The 18,631-nt window shown below is 62.9% G+C and carries 18 protein-coding genes; 12 read left to right on the top strand and 6 right to left on the bottom strand.

Going from position 1 to position 18,631, the window contains the following annotated elements; all coding sequences use genetic code 11:
- Positions 1 to 47: 47 nt before the first annotated feature.
- Positions 48 to 671, bottom strand: a complete 624-nt coding sequence (locus tag J4E58_RS16720; RefSeq protein WP_009044910.1) for a TetR/AcrR family transcriptional regulator — start codon at positions 669 to 671, stop codon at positions 48 to 50.
- A 210-nt stretch (positions 672 to 881) separates the two neighbouring features.
- Between J4E58_RS16720 and J4E58_RS16725 the strand changes: the two genes are divergently transcribed.
- From J4E58_RS16725 to J4E58_RS16760, 8 genes are all read left to right on the top strand, one after another.
- Entirely contained in the window at positions 882 to 2,672 is a 1,791-nt protein-coding gene (locus J4E58_RS16725; protein WP_087092786.1) for an acyclic terpene utilization AtuA family protein, read from the top strand.
- 12 nt (positions 2,673 to 2,684) lie between these two features.
- Entirely contained in the window at positions 2,685 to 3,569 is an 885-nt protein-coding gene (locus tag J4E58_RS16730) for an SDR family oxidoreductase (RefSeq protein WP_007922898.1), read from the top strand.
- A gap of 3 nt (positions 3,570 to 3,572) precedes the next feature.
- Entirely contained in the window at positions 3,573 to 5,189 is a 1,617-nt protein-coding gene (gene atuC / locus J4E58_RS16735) for a geranyl-CoA carboxylase subunit beta (RefSeq protein WP_087092785.1), read from the top strand.
- Positions 5,190 to 5,399: 210 nt separating this feature from the next.
- Positions 5,400 to 6,557 (top strand): citronellyl-CoA dehydrogenase, encoded by a 1,158-nt coding sequence (atuD, locus tag J4E58_RS16740; RefSeq protein ID WP_007930006.1) that lies wholly within the window; start codon positions 5,400 to 5,402, stop codon positions 6,555 to 6,557.
- Positions 6,554 to 7,351, top strand: a complete 798-nt coding sequence (locus tag J4E58_RS16745; RefSeq protein WP_087092784.1) for an enoyl-CoA hydratase/isomerase family protein — start codon at positions 6,554 to 6,556, stop codon at positions 7,349 to 7,351. The genes atuD and J4E58_RS16745 overlap by 4 nt, the downstream gene beginning before the upstream one ends.
- 115 nt (positions 7,352 to 7,466) lie before the next feature.
- The gene (locus J4E58_RS16750; RefSeq protein WP_087092783.1) at positions 7,467 to 9,425 is read left to right on the top strand and encodes an acetyl/propionyl/methylcrotonyl-CoA carboxylase subunit alpha; all 1,959 of its coding nucleotides are present in this window, start codon (positions 7,467 to 7,469) and stop codon (positions 9,423 to 9,425) included.
- A 69-nt stretch (positions 9,426 to 9,494) separates the two neighbouring features.
- Positions 9,495 to 10,037, top strand: a complete 543-nt coding sequence (locus J4E58_RS16755; protein WP_007930003.1) for an exonuclease domain-containing protein — start codon at positions 9,495 to 9,497, stop codon at positions 10,035 to 10,037.
- Between the two features lie 81 nt (positions 10,038 to 10,118).
- Positions 10,119 to 10,403: a pyrimidine/purine nucleoside phosphorylase gene (locus J4E58_RS16760; RefSeq protein WP_007930001.1), complete on the top strand. Its 285-nt coding sequence runs from the start codon at positions 10,119 to 10,121 to the stop codon at positions 10,401 to 10,403.
- An 82-nt stretch (positions 10,404 to 10,485) separates the two neighbouring features.
- Here the strand turns inward: J4E58_RS16760 and J4E58_RS16765 are convergent, their stop codons facing one another.
- Together J4E58_RS16765 and J4E58_RS16770 are read right to left on the bottom strand one after the other, a co-directional pair.
- On the bottom strand, positions 10,486 to 11,289 hold the full coding sequence (locus J4E58_RS16765) for an MOSC domain-containing protein (protein ID WP_062825103.1): 804 nt from the start codon (positions 11,287 to 11,289) through the stop codon (positions 10,486 to 10,488).
- Positions 11,290 to 11,388: 99 nt separating this feature from the next.
- Positions 11,389 to 12,324 (bottom strand): chemotaxis protein CheV, encoded by a 936-nt coding sequence (locus J4E58_RS16770; RefSeq protein ID WP_009044919.1) that lies wholly within the window; start codon positions 12,322 to 12,324, stop codon positions 11,389 to 11,391.
- Positions 12,325 to 12,864: 540 nt separating this feature from the next.
- Here J4E58_RS16770 and J4E58_RS16775 point away from each other — a divergent pair.
- The 3 genes from J4E58_RS16775 to J4E58_RS16785 all read left to right on the top strand — a co-directional run bounded on the left by J4E58_RS16775 (position 12,865) and on the right by J4E58_RS16785 (position 15,385).
- The gene (locus tag J4E58_RS16775) at positions 12,865 to 13,332 is read left to right on the top strand and encodes a hypothetical protein (protein WP_007929998.1); all 468 of its coding nucleotides are present in this window, start codon (positions 12,865 to 12,867) and stop codon (positions 13,330 to 13,332) included.
- A gap of 503 nt (positions 13,333 to 13,835) precedes the next feature.
- The gene (locus tag J4E58_RS16780; RefSeq protein ID WP_007929997.1) at positions 13,836 to 14,729 is read left to right on the top strand and encodes a sensor histidine kinase; all 894 of its coding nucleotides are present in this window, start codon (positions 13,836 to 13,838) and stop codon (positions 14,727 to 14,729) included.
- The gene (locus J4E58_RS16785; protein WP_009044922.1) at positions 14,726 to 15,385 is read left to right on the top strand and encodes a response regulator transcription factor; all 660 of its coding nucleotides are present in this window, start codon (positions 14,726 to 14,728) and stop codon (positions 15,383 to 15,385) included. The genes J4E58_RS16780 and J4E58_RS16785 overlap by 4 nt, the downstream gene beginning before the upstream one ends.
- On the opposite strand, the gene yegS is transcribed toward J4E58_RS16785, so the two are convergent.
- Positions 15,382 to 16,284, bottom strand: coding sequence for a lipid kinase YegS (gene yegS, locus J4E58_RS16790; protein ID WP_087092782.1), 903 nt, complete (start codon positions 16,282 to 16,284; stop codon positions 15,382 to 15,384). The genes J4E58_RS16785 and yegS overlap by 4 nt on opposite strands.
- Positions 16,285 to 16,508: 224 nt before the next feature.
- Here yegS and J4E58_RS16795 point away from each other — a divergent pair, with 224 nt between their 5' ends.
- Positions 16,509 to 16,772, top strand: coding sequence for a hypothetical protein (locus J4E58_RS16795; protein WP_009044924.1), 264 nt, complete (start codon positions 16,509 to 16,511; stop codon positions 16,770 to 16,772).
- Between the two features lie 58 nt (positions 16,773 to 16,830).
- On the opposite strand, the gene glp is transcribed toward J4E58_RS16795, so the two are convergent.
- A complete protein-coding gene (gene glp, locus J4E58_RS16800) occupies positions 16,831 to 18,018 on the bottom strand; it encodes a gephyrin-like molybdotransferase Glp (protein ID WP_172963025.1) in 1,188 nt (395 codons plus the stop codon).
- Between the two features lie 22 nt (positions 18,019 to 18,040).
- On the bottom strand, positions 18,041 to 18,580 hold the full coding sequence (gene moaB, locus J4E58_RS16805) for a molybdenum cofactor biosynthesis protein B (protein WP_007923271.1): 540 nt from the start codon (positions 18,578 to 18,580) through the stop codon (positions 18,041 to 18,043).
- Positions 18,581 to 18,631: the final 51 nt, after the last annotated feature.

An 18,631-nucleotide genomic window follows, 5' to 3' on the forward strand; every position in this document is an offset into this window, starting at 1 on the left:
CTGGCTTCGACAACTTTCCACTGAATAATTAATTACTTGCAGGAGGCCTACGGCTCCTTGAGCACCAGGGTCAGCGCTTCCTCGGCCAGTTGCTCCAGGGTCATGCTGCCCTCGGCGCGGAACCAGGTGGTGGTCCAGGACAGCGCCCCAGTGAGAAAACGCCGGGTTATGAACACATCGCCCTTGATAAAGCCGGCCTCCTTGGCCTCGCCCAGCACCTGCAACCAGATCCGCTCATAAATGTCGCGCAGCGCCAGGACGTCGGCCTGGCCCTGCGCCGACAACGAGCGCCATTCGTAGACCAGCACGGCCATGGCCTCGCCGCTGCCGCCCATGATCGATTGCAACTCGCAGCGGATCAGCGCCAGCACCCGCTCGCGCACGCTGCCGGCCTCGGCCAGTTCGGCGCGCATCAGGGCGGTGTTGTAGTGGATGGTTTCCTCCATCACCGCGCGCAGGATGTCGTCCTTGCTCTTGAAGTGATGAAAGATGCTGCCGGACTGGATGCCCACCGCGCCGGCCAGGTCGCGCACCGTGGTGCGCTCGTAGCCTTTGTTGCGAAACAGGTGAGCCGCGGTTTGCAGCAGCTTGCCGCGGGCGCTGTCCGGATCGGTCAGTTGCCCGTTGGCGACCAGCTGGCGCATCACCAGCAAGGCTTTTTGCTCGTCCACGGCCTCTCTCCTACATTCGCTCGATCGTTATGCGGCGCAGCCCCCTGAAACAGGGAGCTTGCGCGCGCAATTTAAGCCCGCGGGGACGACCAAGCAAGCGCTTGGGAATAAGATATTTCCGACGTTTACAAACCAAGCGCTTGCTTGGTAGTCTCGATCCAGTTCTGTCATCGCGTCTTTTTATCGAGTCTTTTATCGAGAGCCCCAGCCATGACCAAGACCCTTCGCATCGGTTGTGCCAGCGCCTTCTGGGGCGACACCTCGAGCGCCGCCGCGCAACTGGTGGAGGGCGGCCGCCTGGATTACCTGGTGTTCGACTACCTGGCCGAGATCACTCTGTCGATCATGGCCGGCGCGCGGATGAAGGACCCTACTGCCGGCTACGCTACGGATTTCGTCGAGGTCTTGAGCCCGCTGCTGGGCGAGATCGCCCGGCAGGAGATCCGGGTCATCAGCAACGCCGGCGGGATCAACCCGCAGGCCTGCGCCGCGGCCCTGCAAGCGGCCTGCGACCAGGCCGGCGTCGCCCTGAAAATCGCCGTGCTGCTGGGCGACGACCTGCAACCCCGCTTCAAGCAACTGAGCGGCAGCGGCATTCATGAAATGTTCAGCGGCGCCCCCTTGCCCCCCATGTGCGTGTCCACCAACGCCTACCTCGGCGCGCCCGGGATAGTCGAAGCCCTGAAGCTGGGCGCCGACATCGTCATCACCGGTCGCGGGGTCGACAGCGCGGTGGTCAGCGCCGCGCTGGTGCATGAATTCGGCTGGTCCTGGCACGACTACGACAAACTGGCCCAGGCCGCCCTCGCCGGGCATATCATCGAATGCGGCGCGCAGTGCACCGGCGGCAACTTCACCGACTGGCGCGACGTGCCGGACTACGAACACATCGGCTTTCCCATAGTCGAAGTCAGCGCCGATGGCCAGTTCGTGGTCAGCAAGCCCGAAGGCTCCGGCGGGCTGGTCACGCCGCTGACCGTCGGCGAACAGCTGTTATATGAAATCGGCGACCCACGGGCCTATCTGCTGCCGGACGTGGTCTGCGACTTCACCCAGGTCAAGCTGCGCCAACAGGGCAAGAATGCGGTCAGCGTGCATGGCGCCAAGGGCCTGCCGCCGACCGGCCAGTACAAGGTCAGCGCCACCTACCCGGACGGTTTCCGCTGCACCGCCAGTTGCCTGATCGCCGGTATCGACGCGGTGGCCAAGGCGCGTCGGGTCAGCCAGGCGATCATCGACAAGACCACGCAAATGTTCGGCCAGCGCGGCTGGGCGCCCTACAGCGAAGTCAATATCGAACTGCTCGGCAGCGAAGCCACCTATGGCCCCCACGGCCAGCGCCAGGACAGCCGCGAAGTGGTGATCAAGCTCGCCGTGCGCCATCCGGACAAACGCGCGCTGGTGCTGTTTTCCCGGGAGATCGCCCAGGCCGCCACGGGCATGGCCCCGGGCCTGACCGGCATCGTCGGCGGCCGGCCCACGGTCTATCCGCTGATCCGCCTGTTCTCGTTCCTGATCGACAAGAGCGCCTGCACCCTGGAAGTCGAGATGGCCGGCCAGCGCCACCGGGTCGAGCTGCCCGAGCTCGACAGCCTCGACGCCAGCGCCCTGCCCGCGCCCCATGCCGTGGCCAGCCCCGTGGGCCGCGCCGACGCCAGCGTGGCGCTGGTCAAGCTGGCGGTGGCACGCTCCGGCGACAAGGGCAACCACAGCAATATCGGGGTCATGGCCCGCGCCCCCGAATACCTGCCGTGGATCGCCGAGGCCCTGACACCCGCCGTCGTGGTGGACTGGATGAGCCATGTGCTGGACCCGGTACATGGCCGGGTCCAGCGCTGGTATCTGCCGGGCACCCACAGCCTGAATTTCCTGCTGGAGAACGCCCTCGGTGGCGGCGGTGTCGCCAGCCTGCGCATCGACCCGCAAGGCAAGGCCTTCGCCCAGCAGTTGCTGGAAATCCAGATCCCGGTGCCGCAGAGCATCGCCGACGCCGTCAACTGAAGGAGGCTTTTCGTGGGCTACGACTCGATTTTCAAACCCGACCTGTTCGCCGGCCAGACCCTAGTCGTCACCGGTGGCGGCAGCGGCATCGGGCGCTGCACCGCCCATGAACTGGCGGCCCTTGGCGCCCGGGTGCTGCTGGTGGGGCGCAAGGCGGACAAGCTGCACAAGGTGGCCGCGGAGATCGCCGAAGACGGCGGCCAGGCCAGCGGGCATGCCTGCGATATCCGCGACGAGGAAGCGGTCAAGGCCCTGGTCAGCGAACTGATCCGTGACCACGGGCCGCTGCATGGCCTGGTCAACAACGCCGGCGGGCAGTACCCCTCGCCCCTGGCCTCGATCAATCAGAAAGGGTTTGAAACCGTGCTGCGCACCAACCTGGTGGGCGGTTTTCTCATGGCCCGGGAAGTCTTCAACCAGTCCATGAGCAAGCACGGCGGCAGCATCGTCAACATGCTCGCCGACATGTGGGGCGGCATGCCCGGCATGGGCCATTCCGGCGCCGCCCGTTCGGGGATGGACAATTTCACCAAGACCGCCGCGTTCGAATGGGGCCATGCCGGGGTGCGGGTCAATGCCGTGGCGCCGGGCTGGATCGCCTCCAGCGGCATGGACACCTACGAAGGCGCGTTCAAGGCGGTGATCCCGACCCTGCGTGAACACGTACCGCTCAAGCGCATCGGCACCGAGTCGGAAGTCAGCGCCGCCATCGTCTTCCTGCTCAGCCCGGCGGCGGCCTTCATCAGCGGCAGCACCTTGCGCATCGACGGCGCCGCCAGCCTCGGCAGCCGTGCCTGGCCGCTGCACAAGGCGTCCCACAGCGAGTCCTACAACGGCTTCCACCGCGCCTACCTGCCGGATGTGCTCAAGGACGAGCCACTCAAGGACGGGAAATAAGCCATGCCAGTCATACAGTCCCAGCTCGATCCCCACGGCCCGCAGTTCCAGCAGAACCGCGAAGCGATGCTGGCCGGCATCGCGCAGATCCGCCAGCTGGAACAGAACCTGCTGGCCAAGGCCGCCGAGGCCAAGGCGAAATTCGAAAAGCGCGGGCAACTGCTGCCCCGCGAACGCCTCAATCTGCTGCTCGACCCCGGCGCGCCCTTTCTCGAACTGGCGAGCCTGGCCGGCTACAAACTGCACGACGACAAGGATGGCAGCCAGGCCGGTGGCGGATTGATCGCCGGCATCGGCTACGTCAGCGGCGTGCGGGTGCTGGTGGTGGCCAACAACAGTGCGATCAAGGGCGGCACCATCTCCCCCAGCGGCCTGAAAAAATCCCTGCGCCTGCAGCAGATCGCCATGGAAAACAAACTGCCGGTGGTGACCCTGGCCGAGAGCGGCGGCGCCAACCTCAATTACGCGGCGGAGATTTTCGTCGAAGGCGCGCGCAGCTTCGCCAACCAGGCACGCATGTCGGCCATGGGCCTGCCGCAGGTCACCGTGGTCCATGGCTCGGCCACCGCCGGCGGGGCCTACCAGCCGGGGCTGTCGGATTACGTGGTGGTGGTGCGCGGCAAGGCCAAGCTGTTTCTCGCCGGCCCGCCATTGCTCAAGGCCGCCACCGGCGAGGTGGCCACCGATGAAGAACTGGGCGGCGCCGAAATGCATGCGCAGGTGGCCGGCACCGCGGAATACCTGGCGGAAAACGACGGCGACGGCGTGCGCATCGTGCGGGAAATCCTCGCAGCCCTGCCGTGGAATGCCCGGCTGCCGCTACAGCCGCCCCGGCCTTATGCAGAGCCGCTGTACCCGATCGACGAGCTGCTGGGGCTGATTCCCGACGACCCGAAGAAGCCATACGATGCCCGGGAAATCATCGCGCGCATCGCCGACGGCTCGAACTTCCTCGAGTTCAAGGGCGAGTTCGACCCGCAGACCCTCTGCGGCCATTTACAGATCCAGGGGCGCCCTTGCGGTTTTATCGGCAATAACGGGCCGATCACCCCGAAAGGCGCGAGCAAGGCCGCGCAGTTCATTCAGTTGTGCGACCAGAGCGGCACCCCGCTGCTGTTTTTCCACAACACCACCGGTTTCATGGTCGGCACCGAGTCGGAGCAGCAGGGCGTGATCAAGCACGGTTCCAAGCTGATCCAGGCAGTGGCCAATGCCCGGGTGCCGAAGCTGACGATCGTGGTCGGCGGCTCCTACGGCGCCGGCAACTACGCCATGTGCGGCCGCGGCCTGGACCCGCGCTTCATCTTCGCCTGGCCCAACAGCCGTACCGCGGTGATGGGCGGCGCCCAGGCCGGCAAGGTGCTGCGCATCGTCACCGAGGCCAAGCATGCCAAGCAGGGCCAGGCGGCCGATCCACAGATGCTGGATATGCTGGAACAGGTCACGGCGCAGAAACTCGACAGCCAATCCACGGCCTTGTATGGCAGCGCCAACCTGTGGGACGACGGGCTGATCGACCCACGGGATACCCGCATCCTGCTGGGTTATCTGCTGGATATCTGCCACGAGGCGCAGGTACGTCAGCTACAACCCAATAGCTTCGGCGTCGCACGGTTCTGACCTGTAGCCGCTGCCGCAGGCTGCGATAAGGCACGAAGAGCCTTCGAGGGCCTCAAGGGCACGTCCCCTGCGGGGCCGATCGCAGCCTTCGGCAGCGGCTACAGGGACAGCGAGCAGTTCCGCAACGACGGTGTTTTCGGCCTGCGGCAGCGGCTGCAGGGGTAACAAGATTCAGGGATTGCGTCACTCAACTTGAGGAGAACAATAAAAATGATCTTCACCCAGGAACATGAAGAACTGCGGCGCACGGTGCGCAATTTTGTCGAGCGCGAGATCAACCCGCATGTCGAGGAATGGGAAAAGGCCGGGCGCTTTCCGATCCACGAGATTTTCCGCAAGGCCGGCGAACTGGGCCTGCTGGGCATCTCCAAGCCGGAGAAGTTCGGCGGCATGGGCCTGGACTACAGCTATTCGATCGTCGCCGCCGAAGAGTTCGGCACCATCCATTGCGGCGGCATCCCGATGTCCATCGGCGTGCAGACCGACATGTGCACCCCGGCCCTGGCGCGCTTCGGCTCCGACGAGTTGCGCGAGGAGTTCCTGCGCCCGGCCATCAGCGGGGAAATGGTCGGCTGCATCGGTGTCTCCGAAGTCGGTGCCGGCTCCGATGTGGCCGGGCTCAAGACCACCGCGCGCAAGGACGGCGACGACTATGTGATCAACGGCAGCAAGATGTGGATCACCAACTCCCCCAGCGCCGACTTCATCTGCCTGCTGGCCAACACCTCGGACGACAAGCCCCACGTCAACAAGTCGCTGATCATGGTGCCGATGAACAGCCCCGGCATCAGCCTCAGCCCGCACCTGGACAAGCTCGGCATGCGCAGTTCGGAAACCGCCCAGGTGTTTTTCGACAACGTGCGCGTGCCCCAGCGCTATCGCATCGGCCACGAAGGCGCGGGTTTCATGATGCAGATGCTGCAATTCCAGGAAGAGCGGCTGTTCGGCGCGGCCAACATGATCAAGGGCCTGGAGTACTGCGTCGACAGCACCATCGAGTACTGCAAGGAGCGCAAGACCTTCGGCAGCGCGCTGATCGACAATCAGGTGATCCACTTCCGCCTGGCCGAGCTGTCCACCGAAATCGAATGCCTGCGAGCCCTGGTGTACCAGGCCACCGAGCAATACGTGCGCGGCCAGGATGTCACCCGCCTGGCGTCCATGGCCAAGCTCAAGGCCGGGCGCCTGGGCCGCGAAGTCAGCGACAGCTGCCTGCAATACTGGGGCGGCATGGGCTTCATGTGGGACAACCCGGTGGCCCGCGCCTACCGCGACGTGCGCCTGGTTTCGATCGGCGGCGGTGCCGACGAAATCATGCTGGGCATCATCTGCAAACTCATGGGCATCCTGCCGGGGAAAAGAAAATGAGCCGCCTGCCCGCCTGCGAAACCCTGCTGCTGGCGCCCCGTGGCGGCGTCCTGCACATCACCCTCGATCGCCCGGACAGCCGTAACGCCATGAACCTGCACATGGTCGCCGAACTGCGCGCGGTGCTGGCGGCGGTACGCGATGACCGCGGCATTCGCGCCCTGGTCCTGAGGGGCGCCGGCGGGCACTTCTGCGCCGGCGGCGACCTGAAAGACATGGCCAGTGCCCGTGCCCAGGGCGCCAGCGCCTATCAGGAACTGAACCGGGCGTTCGGCACACTGCTTGAAGAAGCCCAGCACACCCCGCAGGTGCTGATCGTGCTGCTGCAGGGCGCGGTGTTGGGTGGCGGCTTCGGCCTGGCCTGTGTCAGCGATATCGCCATCGCCGATCATCAGGCGCAGTTCGGCATGCCGGAAACCAGCCTCGGCCTGCTGCCGGCGCAGATCGCGCCGTTTGTGGTCAAGCGCATCGGCCTGACCCAGGCCCGTCGGCTGGCCCTGACCGCCGCGCGCTTTGATGGCAACGAAGCCGAACGGCTGGGCTTGGTGCATTTTGTCGAAGACGGCCCAGAGGCCCTGGCCGAACGCCTCGATGAGGTGCTGGCCCATGTGCTGTGCTGCGCGCCCGAGGCCAACGCCGCGACCAAAGCCCTGTTGCTGGCCAGCGCTGAAGAACCGCTGGCGCCGCTGCTCGATCGCGCGGCGGAACAGTTCGGCGCCGCTGTCACTGGCGCCGAAGGCATCGAGGGAACCATGGCCTTTGTGCAGAAACGCAAACCGGCGTGGGCCTCATGAGCCCCATCGCGAGCAAGCTCGCTCCTACCGGTCCGTGACTGGCCTACGCCTTTGTAGGAGCGAGCTTGCTCGCGAAATGCCCGACCAAACACCACCGATCTCAGGAAACCACCCCATGCCCGCCTTCAGCAAAATCCTGATCGCCAATCGCGGTGAAATCGCCTGCCGCATCCAGCGCACCGCCCAAGCCCTGGGTTATCGCACCGTGGCGGTGTTCAGCGACGCCGACGCCGATGCGCTGCATGTGCGGATGGCCGACGAGGCGGTGCATATCGGCCCGGCGGCGGTCCAACAGTCTTATCTGAACAGCCAGGCGATCCTCGACGCGGCCCGGCGCACGGGCGCCGACGCGCTGCATCCCGGTTACGGCTTTCTGTCGGAGAACGCCGAATTCGCCAGCGCCTGCGAGGCAGCCGGCATCACCTTTATCGGCCCCAGCGCCGAGGCCATCGAGCTGATGGGCAGCAAGCGCCTGTCCAAGCTGGCGATGCTCGCGGCGGGCGTCCCCTGCATCGCCGGTTATCAGGGCGCGGAACAGGACGATGCGACCCTGCAACGCGAAGCCGAACGCATCGGCTACCCGCTGATGATCAAGGCCAGCGCCGGGGGCGGCGGACGCGGCATGCGCCTGGTGCAGCGAGCCGATGAGCTGCTGGCCCAGGTGCGTACCGCGCGCTCCGAGGCGCTGCACGCCTTCGGCAGCGACGAGTTGATTCTGGAGCAGGCGCTGATCGAACCGCGGCATGTGGAAATCCAGGTGTTCGGCGACCGCCACGGCCAATTGATCTACCTCGGCGAGCGCGATTGCTCGATCCAGCGCCGTCATCAGAAAGTCGTCGAGGAAGCGCCCTGCCCGGTGATGACCGCCGAGCTGCGCCAGGCCATGGGCGAGGCCGCCCTCAAGGCCGGTCGGGCGGTGAATTATGTCGGCGCCGGCACCGTGGAATTTCTTCTCGATGCACGGGGGCAATTCTACTTTCTGGAAATGAACACCCGCCTGCAGGTCGAACACCCGGTCACCGAGATGATCACCGGCCTGGACCTGGTGGCCCTGCAACTCCAAGTGGCGGCCGGTCAACCGCTACCGCTGCGCCAGGAACAGGTCGAACTCAAGGGCCATGCCATCGAAGTGCGGCTGTATGCCGAGGACCCGGCGCAGGATTTCCTGCCGCAAACCGGCCAGGTACGGCTCTGGGAACCGGCACTGGGTGTCGATGTGCGTATCGATCACGGCCTGCTGGAAGGCCAGAGCGTCAGCCCGTTCTATGACCCGATGCTGGGCAAACTCATCGCCCACGGCGCCACCCGCGAAGAGGCGCGCCGCAAGCTGTTGCGCGCGGTCGAGGACACGGTGCTGACCGGCGTGGCGAGCAACCAGAAGCTGTTGGCGAACCTGCTTCGCCACCCTGGCTTTGCCAGTGGCGAATTCAGCACCGCCTTTATCGCCGAACATTTCGCCGACGATCCAAGCCTGCGCCCGCAACCGCCAAGCGGCGCCGAACTGGCCCTGGCCGCGGCACTGTTTTATCAGCACGCGGCCCAGCCTCACGGCGCAGCGCTGGCCGGCTGGCGCAACAACGCCAGTGTGCCGCTGCACTATCGCCTGGGTTCGGGTGAAGCCGTATGGAACCTTGAACTGAATAACCAGGCCGGAACGCTGCGGATTCAACACGCCGACCAAGGCTTCGAGGTACAGCTGCTGGAGACGGATGGCCGCTGGGCCTGCGCGACCATCGACGGTATCCGCCGCCGCTACGCCTACACCCTGGAAGCCGGGCAGCTCTGGCTGTTCACCCGTCCTGGCAGCCTGCACCTTCAAGACCTGAGCCACGCACCGGTCGCCAGCCAGGCCGGCGCCCACAGCGGCATGCTCAAGGCGCCCATGGACGGCGCCATAGTCGACGTACTGGTCAGCGAGGGCGCGACCGTCAGCAAGGGGCAACTGCTGCTGGTGCTGGAGGCGATGAAAATGGAGCATCCGCTGAAGGCCGGGATCGATGGCGTGATCAAGCGGCTGCAGGTCAATCTCGGCGATCAGGTGAAAAACCGCCAGATTCTGCTGGAGGTGGAATAAGCCGCTAGGCGCAGACGTCGGGTTTGGCTACGCTCAAGCCTCATCGGGATGTTGAAGCTGGAGCCTGTGATGCCCCACTGGTTGGTAATTGATCTGGAAGCCACCACGGACGAAGGAGGCTGGCCGCTGACCGACATGGAAATCATCGAGATCGGCGCCACCCTGGTGAACCGCGAAGGGCGTGAACTGGACCATTTCCAACGCTTCGTGCGCCCGCTGCGGCGGCCGATGCTGACGCCGTTCTGCCGTGAACTGACCCACATCACCCAGGCCCAGATCGACGGCGCCCAGCCGTTGAGCGAAGTCTGGCCGCTGTTCGAACGCTGGCTGGGCCAGCATCACACGCGCCTGGAGGGCTGGGCCAGCTGGGGCGACTACGATCGCAAGCAACTGCTGCAGGAGTGGCAACGCTCACAACTGCACAGCGCCCTCGCCCAACTGCCGCACATGAACCTCAAGCAACGCTTCGCCAAGGCCCGCCGCCTCGAACGACCGCTGGGCCTGAACGGCGCGCTGCAACTGGCCGGGCTGCAGTTCACCGGCCAGCAGCATCGCGCCCTGGAAGATGCCCGCAATACGGCGCGTTTATTGCCTCTGATTCTTCCCGGCTGATCCGTCCGCGCAACAGGTGACGCATCTGAAGGCCTTGTGCATACTGGCCGGCCTTTTTGACCCCTTTTTGAGGAATCGCCCATGTTTAAAGTCAACGAGTACTTCGACGGCACCGTCAAGTCGATTGCCTTCGGCACGGCCGAAGGTCCCGCCACCATCGGCGTCATGGCTCCGGGCGAATACGAGTTCGGCACGGCTCAACGGGAAATCATGCATGTGGTTTCCGGCGCCCTGACCGTCAAGCTGCCTGACAGCAACGACTGGGAAACCTTTGCCGCCGGCAGCCAGTTCAACGTACCAGCCAACAGCAAGTTCCAGCTGAAAGTGGCCGTCGACACCGCCTACCTGTGCGAATACCGCGGCTGATCCCACTCCCAGGGACTAATCGTCGGCGATAAAAAATGCCCGTATCTGGCGATACGGGCATTTTTCGTTTCTACACCACCGACTATTCCAGCACCGTGACCGGCATGCCGACTTCCAGGCGGCCAATGCCATCGTTCACCAGGTTCTGCCCGAACATCGCCCCGCCTTCTTGCGCCCGGTACTGCTGCAGCGTGGCCAGCGGTTCACGGTCGGCGCTGCGCTCGCCGGTCTGCGGATCGATGGTGGTGAGAATGCAACGCGCACAAGGCTTGACCACACGAAACTCGATATCGCCGATGCGGATGCGTTTCCAGCCATCTTCGGCAAAGGCCGGGCAGCCCTCGATCACCAGGTTCGGGCGAAAGCGCAGCATCTCCAGGGGACGGCCGACACGACTGGACAGGTCTTCCCGGGAGGACTCGCCAATCAGCAACAACGGAAAACCGTCGGCAAAGGCCACCTGATCGTCATCCTTGCCGTAACCGGCCTGAGTGGTGCGCGCACGCTCCGGGGGGACCTGTACCAGGCGGGTCGGCTTGCCGATGAAATCGCTCAGCCAGGCATGGGCTTCGTCGCCGGCATCCGGTACGCGCAGGGTATCGCGCCAGATGGTCACGCCACGTAACGGGGCATCCGCACCAGGCAGTGGCACATCGAGGGATGGGTAGCCGGGAGCACTGAGGGTCAGCCCTCCCTCGGCGTTCCAGAGCGCCGAAAGCTGGCTCATGTGCGGGACCGCACGCTGGGTCAGAAAGCGTCCGCTGGGTTCATCGACCAGCATCCAGCGTCGATCTCCCTCCAGCCCCAGCCTGTCCAGCGCGACCTGTTGCAGGGACTCGCCCTTGCCGGATTTCAAGGGGTATCGATAAAGCGCGCTGAGACGCATGGCCAGCTCCCGGGTGGCAAAGAAAGCAACCTTATACGAGCCGGCCCGCGAATCAAAGAAGCACCTGCCGCGCAGGCGTCGCTCCGTCCACGGCTGCCGTCAGGCGGGAACTTCGTCCAGCATCAGGCGCTGGCGCACCACGTCGACCAGTTTGTCCGGCTGGAACTTGGACAGGAAGTTGTCGCAACCGACCTTCTTCACCATCGACTCGTTGAAGCTGCCGGACAGGGAGGTATGCAGCACCACATAAAGGCCGCGCAGACGAGGATCGTTGCGGATTTCGGTGGTCAGGCGATAGCCGTCCATTTCCGGCATTTCGGCGTCGGTGAACACCATCAGCAGCTTGTCGGTCATGTCGACCCCGGTATCGGCCCAGGCCTTGAGCATCTTCAGGGCCTTCAGGCCGTCGCTGGCAATGTGCATCTTCACCCCCAACTGGCCCAGGGTGTCGCGCAATTGCGACAGCGCCACGTTGGAGTCGTCCACCAACAGCACTTCACGGCCGCGGGCACGTTCGAGCACCGGATCGTCGAGCTTGTCCCGCGACACCTTGGCGTTGTACGGAACGATTTCGGCCAGGACCTTTTCCACGTCGATGATCTCGACCAGTTGATCGTCGACCTTGCTGATCGCCGTCAGGTAATGCTGGCGCCCGGCACTGGTCGGTGGCGGCAGGATAGCTTCCCAGTTCATGTTGACGATGCGGTCGACGCCCCCCACCAGGAAGGCCTGCACCGAGCGGTTGTACTCGGTGACGATGATGGTGCTGTTGGGACCCGGCACCAGCGGTCGCATGCCGATCGCCTGGGACAGGTCGATGACCGGCAGCGTCTGCCCCCGCAGGTTGACCACGCCACAGACGAACGGATGGCGCTGGGGCATCAGCGTCAGCTTCGGCAATTGCAGGACTTCCTGCACCTTGAACACGTTGATCGCGAACAACTGTCGCCCGGCCAGACGGAACATGAGGATTTCCAGGCGATTCTCACCCACCAGTTGCGTGCGTTGATCTACCGTGTCGAGAATGCCGGCCATGTAATGACTCCTGGGCTTGTTCTGATGAATTCACTAACGTGGGTTATCGGCGCAATTCGCCGAATCTTGACCCGCATACAAAATGCCATGCAAAGGCATTGATGTCACATTAACATCATGCTTTACTGGCTTCGCGATTTCACTCACACAACTTCCCCGCCGCGACCTCTATTTCAGCGCTTGGTTCCCCTTTATAAGGGAATCCCCTATCGGCAATCAGGACCAACCTGATATTCGCAATATCCAATAGCCATTAATGTGACGCCATTCTCATTGCATGAATGGAGTCAGGCTTTTGTTTGTGATCGCAGGAAGATGGGCTGGTGCCCCTTCGAGCCCCCCCGCCTCCGCTGTCCAAGCGTGGCCGACACACTGTGCTCGGCAGTCTGTCGCCTGCAGACTAAACACCAGCACAGCGTCTTCGTCCGTTGAGAACCAATCAGATTCGTCCTATATCCCACGGCATAACCGACGTAATACCTTACAGCCGCTCACAAAACGGACCATTCCATCATCTGACGTGGCGTCGTGGAGACAAGCATGCTGATCGACGATAAAGAGTGGCACCAGTCACCCGACTTTCTGCTTGAGGCAGAAGCACTATTGGCCAAGTCTGTTGAATGCCTGAACCATCTCAACCTGATCAGGAACGATCAGGACGCCATCGATTGCATGTTGTCCACCCTGCTCAAACTGGCCGAGAAAACCGACGGGCTGGCGCTGCGCAGCACCGCCGAATTCTCGCGCCAGGTTCATGCGTTGCTGGATCACTCCCATCCTCATCCGGACATGAACGAGCAGATCCTCGACACCCTCGGGGAATGCTTCAGCCTGATGGCCTGGCAGCTTGAACTCGTCGATCCGGTGACTGGGCAGTTGAACCTCGATGGCAACGAACAGGCCACCCTCATCGAATCCCTCGCCGTGCAAATCGACCCTCTGCCCGCCCCCCTGTCCTGCCACCAAAATTCGTTCAAAGTTTTTTCGATCGCCAAGAGAAACGCATAGACCCTGTCGTTAATACCTAACTTCAGTCGTTAGATATGTCGTGACATTGACCAGCATCATGTCGTTATCCAATATTTCATGCCTGTTAACGACAGAACCAACTAACACAACTAAATAAAACCAATCCCGAGACTTCAAGTGTTCTGAATCTCGCCTACCCGTTCGCCAAGGCCAGATACAGTCACTGTTTGAGCGGAGCCAGTTAAAACAAGCGAATCGGAACATACGTCCCAAAAGGCAATATTCCTGACCCGCTGGACATATATAGAGACGCGACCAACGGTAGCTAAGCTGATACTATGCCAGCCACTAAACGATATCCTTAATGGCACTGTGATTTCAGATTGATCTTGTTACACACCTGATCAGTGCAAGGCTTGCTCCCAACGAATAGACCGCGTTAATTGAAGCCGCATACTCAAATAATACCGTTTTCCAAACCGGGGCCCGTCAGTCGACTTGACCGGTCTCCCCGCAGCGAACATTCATTGGCTCCATCCGCTATGTACGCCAGCCTCAAGTCAACTGCCACCAGACTTCTCTCTCGAATAAACCTGCGCTGGCTCAACCTGTTGCTGTGCTCATGCTCGGCACTTGGAAGTCTGGCCGTCTATTGCCTGTCGACGACCTTTCCCCTCAGCCTGCTGATCCTGAATCTGGCGGCCCTGGCCAGTGTCTGGGCCTATTACGGCGATTCGCGCAATTCGATCAAGTTCCAACCTCAGGAACTGGCGGATCGCTTGCTGGAAGTCCAGGAAAACGAGCGCCATCGCCTCAGTCGTGAATTGCATGATGATATTGGTCAGTTGTTGACTGCCGCCAAGCTGCAAAGCGAATGGCTCAAGCGCCGCCTGCCCGAAGACCTGCAACAGCATTGCACGACGCTTCAAAGCACATTGGAAGAAACCCTGGCCAAGGTGCGCGATGTATCGGCCATTCTTAATCCCCGGCAATTGGCCAGCCTGGGCCTGGAAGCCAGCCTGCGGGCACACTTGCTGAAGACCCTGGAAAACACTTCCGTGCACTGGAGCCTGGAATGCAAGCAACGCCTGGCAGGCATCCCCGAGGAGATGGCGGTGGCCGCCTTTCGCATCACTCAGGAAGCCGTCACCAACATGCTGCGCCACGCCCAGGCGGATAACCTGCTGGTACGCCTGCAACGCCTGCCCGAGGGCCTTTCGCTGTTTATCAGCGATGATGGCTGTGGCTTTTCCCCAGCGGCCAATCCTGGCGCGCAAGGACAACGCGGCATGGCGGGCATGGCGGAAAGAATCGCGCAACTGGGTGGCACCCTGAAGGTTTCCAGCCAGCCCGACCAGGGCACACAAATCGAAGCACTCTTCCCCTGGGCGCCTCGCGCACTCGAACGGGCCAGTACGAATAAGGTTTTACATTGACCTGCAATTTACTTCTGGTGGATGACCACTCGCTCATCAGGGCTGGCGTGCGTGCCCTGGTCATGGACATTCCTGGCTATGCCGTGATCGGCGAAGCCAACGATGGCGCACAAGTACTGGAAATGGTCGAGAGGCTGTCGCCGGACATTATCCTTCTGGATATTTCCATGAAGGATATCGGCGGTCTCGAAGCCCTGAAGAGACTCAAGGTGGTGCACCCGCAGAGCAAAGTACTGATTCTCTCGATGCACACCGATCCGGCGCTGATCATGCAGGCCCTGGAATCCGGTGCTCATGGTTATCTGCTCAAGGACACCACCGCCAACGAGCTCGAGCACGCGCTCGACGCCTTGCGCAACAACGAGCGTTATCTCAGCCCGGCCATTGCCCACACGGTGATCAACCAGGCGCTGATCCGCGTGCAGAAGCCCCATCCGGAACCCGTTGAAACCCATAACCTGACCGCACGCCAGCTGGAGATCCTGCGCCTGATCGTTCGCGGCAAATCGACCCGCGAAATCGCTCATGGGCTTGGCCTGAGCATCAAGACCGTGGAAACCCACCGCTCGCAGATCATGAAACGCCTGCAGATCTATGATGTGGCCGGCCTGGTCCTGTTTGCCGTCCGCGAACAGATCATCAGCCTCGACGATTAAGACGCCGAAGCCGCCAACAGCGGGGAGTCTTCCGGCAAATGCACCCGCAATGCCCCTGGGAGCGCGCGAAAACGCAGGTTTTCGCCTTGCAGGGGCTCACCGTCGAGATTGATATCCAGCCCCTCGGACACCTTGATTTCAACCCAGGGCAGGCGCGTGCGCACAAACAGGTTGTCGATCCCCCAGCCGCCAGCCAGCAGGTCCTTCAAGGTGCCCACCAACTCCTGGGGGGCCGGCAGGATACTGACATCCAGCAATCCGTCATCGGCCATCGCCTCTGGGCACAGCAGATGACCACCACCGGCCTGGCGCCCGTTGCCGATCCCCAGGGCCAACAGCTCGCCGCGCCAATGGAAATCCGGCCCCTGCAGTTCACCGTATGCCGCATGCAGTTCGTTGAAACGGGACAAACCAGTGAACAGATAGGCCGCGCCCCCCAGAATCTTTTTCAGGTCCTCGGAGGTATTGGCCGTCACCTGGCTGCCGAACCCGCCCGTGGCCATGTTGAGAAATACCTGGCCACCGACCTCGCCGAGGTCGATCGCCCGTGCCGGAGCGTCGAGCAGGTTCAATGCCTCATGGGGTAGCAACGACACGCCGGCCGCCCGCGCGAAATCATTGGCCGTCCCCAGCGGCAGCAACACCAGGCTGGCATCGTTGGCCTGCGCCGCCATGGCCTCGGCGATATCACGCAAGGTGCCATCGCCGCCTCCCGCGATCAGGCGGGTGTAACCGGCCACGAGGGCTTCATCCACCAGGCGCTGGGCGTCGCCCGCTTCCCAGGTCAGGCGGACCGCCAGCTCCCAACCCTCTTCACGCTTGCGTTCGACAGCGTCGCGGACCTCTTCGTTGAGGGCCTGCTTGCCGTGCAATATCAGCATCGCCTTGCGTTCGCTCATCGCTCATCACTCCTGTCATTCGAGGGCCATTGAAGGATGTTGACCCTCGGCCCATGAGAAAAAGTCCGATCGGGATGTAATCAATTTGTCGCCGTCAGGCCGTCTGCTGGCTGACCGGTAACTTTTCTGACCGCAGATTGAGAATCACCTGAATTGACCCGAAACAGACAATCGGAGAATGTTCATGGCAGGCGAACGACGCCTCAAACAGGGAAGCGAAACACATGGATGACAAGAAATGCTTTGAACGCTCGAACTCCGCGCTCACTCGGCTGGAAGGGAGCATCCTGCTCAGTACAGGCAAACACCCGGAACTGAGTGTCCATCAAGTACATACCCGTGACCCCGAGCATAAGCCCGACAGCAAGCTTCATGCCTTGCTCAAGAAGCTCGCGTGGGTGTTGGCCTATGCCGGATTTATATCGGCACTGCTGTCCTGGGGACTTAACAGCCGTTTTGGCTTGCTGATCCTTTTACTCCTGCGTTGATAGGCAGGGCTCTGGAGGATGGACCCGGCGCTGCCGACCAGGTCCGCCTCCCCTGGAGTCAGCCCAGGACTTCACTCAATGGGATGAAGTTGACCCAATCGCCCTCAACCAGCGTTCGCTCTTCCAGTACCTCGACCAGCCCCTCGGCCCAGGCGGCACTGCGCAAGACCCCGGAACTCTGGTTCCGGTAGATGATTGCCCTGCCCTGCTCCAGACGCCCACGCAGATACTCTCGTCGATTCCCCGGTTTCGACCAGGCAAACCCGGCTGGAACCTGGAACTGCAAGGGCTCCAGCTCCTTCACTCCCTGGCGCCGCAAAATATAGGGGCGAGCCAGCAAGGCAAAGGTCACCAGTGTCGAGGCCGGGTTACCGGGCAGGCCGATCACCGGCACGCCGCGGAAATGCCCGAAGGTCAACGGCTTGCCCGGCTTGATCGCCAGCTTCCAGAGCGCAAGCTCGCCCTCTTCCCTTAAGGCGATGCCCAAGAAATCCGCCTCGCCCACCGATACACCACCGGTGGACAGGATCAGGTCCACATCCGCCAGTTCGGCAAGGCGCCGCCGGGTCGTGGGCAGATCGTCGGGCAGGATCCCGCCGTCGACCACTTCACAGCCCAGCCGCTGCAACCAACTGCACAGCAGGACACGGTTGCTGTTGTAGATCTGCCCTGGACCCAGCGCTTGCCCGGGTTCTACCAGCTCGTCGCCGGTGGAAAGCACGGCGACCCGCACTCGACGCACCACCTCCAACTCCGCGCAACCCAAGGAAGCAGCGAGCCCCAGTTCGATCGGCCCCAGCTGCGTTCCGGCCACCAATACACACTCGCCGACCTTGGTTTCCTGGCCTTGGGGACGAATGTTCTGCCCGGCGCTGAGCGGCTCGGTAAAGGACACCCGCCCATCGGCCTGAACCTCGGCGTTCTCCTGTATTTCCACGCAGTCGGCCCCCGCCGGGACCGGCGCCCCGGTGAAGATGCGTGCGCAGGTACCGGGCGCCAAAGGCTCGGGCGCCTGGCCGGCGAAAATGCGCTGGCTGACCGCAAGGGCCTCACCGCTCCAATCCGCGGCACGCAAGGCATAACCGTCCATGGCGCTGTTGGGCCAGGGCGGAAGATCCAGGGTGGAAATCAAATCGTCGGCCAAGACCCGGCCTTGAGCTGCCGCCAGCGGCAGCCGCTCGTGCTCGAGAATGGGAGTAGCCTCGGCCATCTCCAGCAAACGGGCCAATGCGGCCTCGACCGGCATCAAGGCACCGGCCTTGCCCGGCTTACCCACGGGATTCACAAGGTGCCGCCTGTTTCAGGTGCGTGACGAAATTGCACGGCCGGTGCCGCGAGTCCAGCTGCTCGGCGAGGATGCCGTCCCAACCGGTACGCACCGCGTTGGTCGAGCCCGGCAGGCAGCACACCAGCGTGCCGTTGGCCAGCCCGGCCAGGGCCCGCGACTGCACGGTGGAAGTACCGATGTCGGCCACCGAGATCTGACGGAACAACTCGCCAAAACCGTCGACCTGTTTGTCGAGCAGGCAAGACACAGCTTCCGGGGTGCTGTCGCGGCCGGTAAAACCGGTGCCGCCAGTGATCAGCACCACCTGGACCAGGTCGTCGGCGATCCAGGTCGCCACTTGTGCGCGAATCTTGTAGAGATCGTCCTTGAGCAGGACGCGCGCGGCCAGGTTATGGCCTGCTGCGCTCAGTCGATCGACGAAGACCTGGCCGGAGGTATCGGTCTCCAGGGTCCGGGTATCACTGACAGTCAGCACCGCGATATTCAAGGGTGCAAAAGGTACATCAGCCTTGGCTTTCATAGGCTCGATCCAGTTGTAGGAGAAACAGCCCGGTGTTATATCACAGCGCTC

The sequence above is a fragment of the Pseudomonas sp. FW305-25 genome (assembly GCF_017351415.1).
Lineage (GTDB): Bacteria > Pseudomonadota > Gammaproteobacteria > Pseudomonadales > Pseudomonadaceae > Aquipseudomonas > Aquipseudomonas chlororaphis.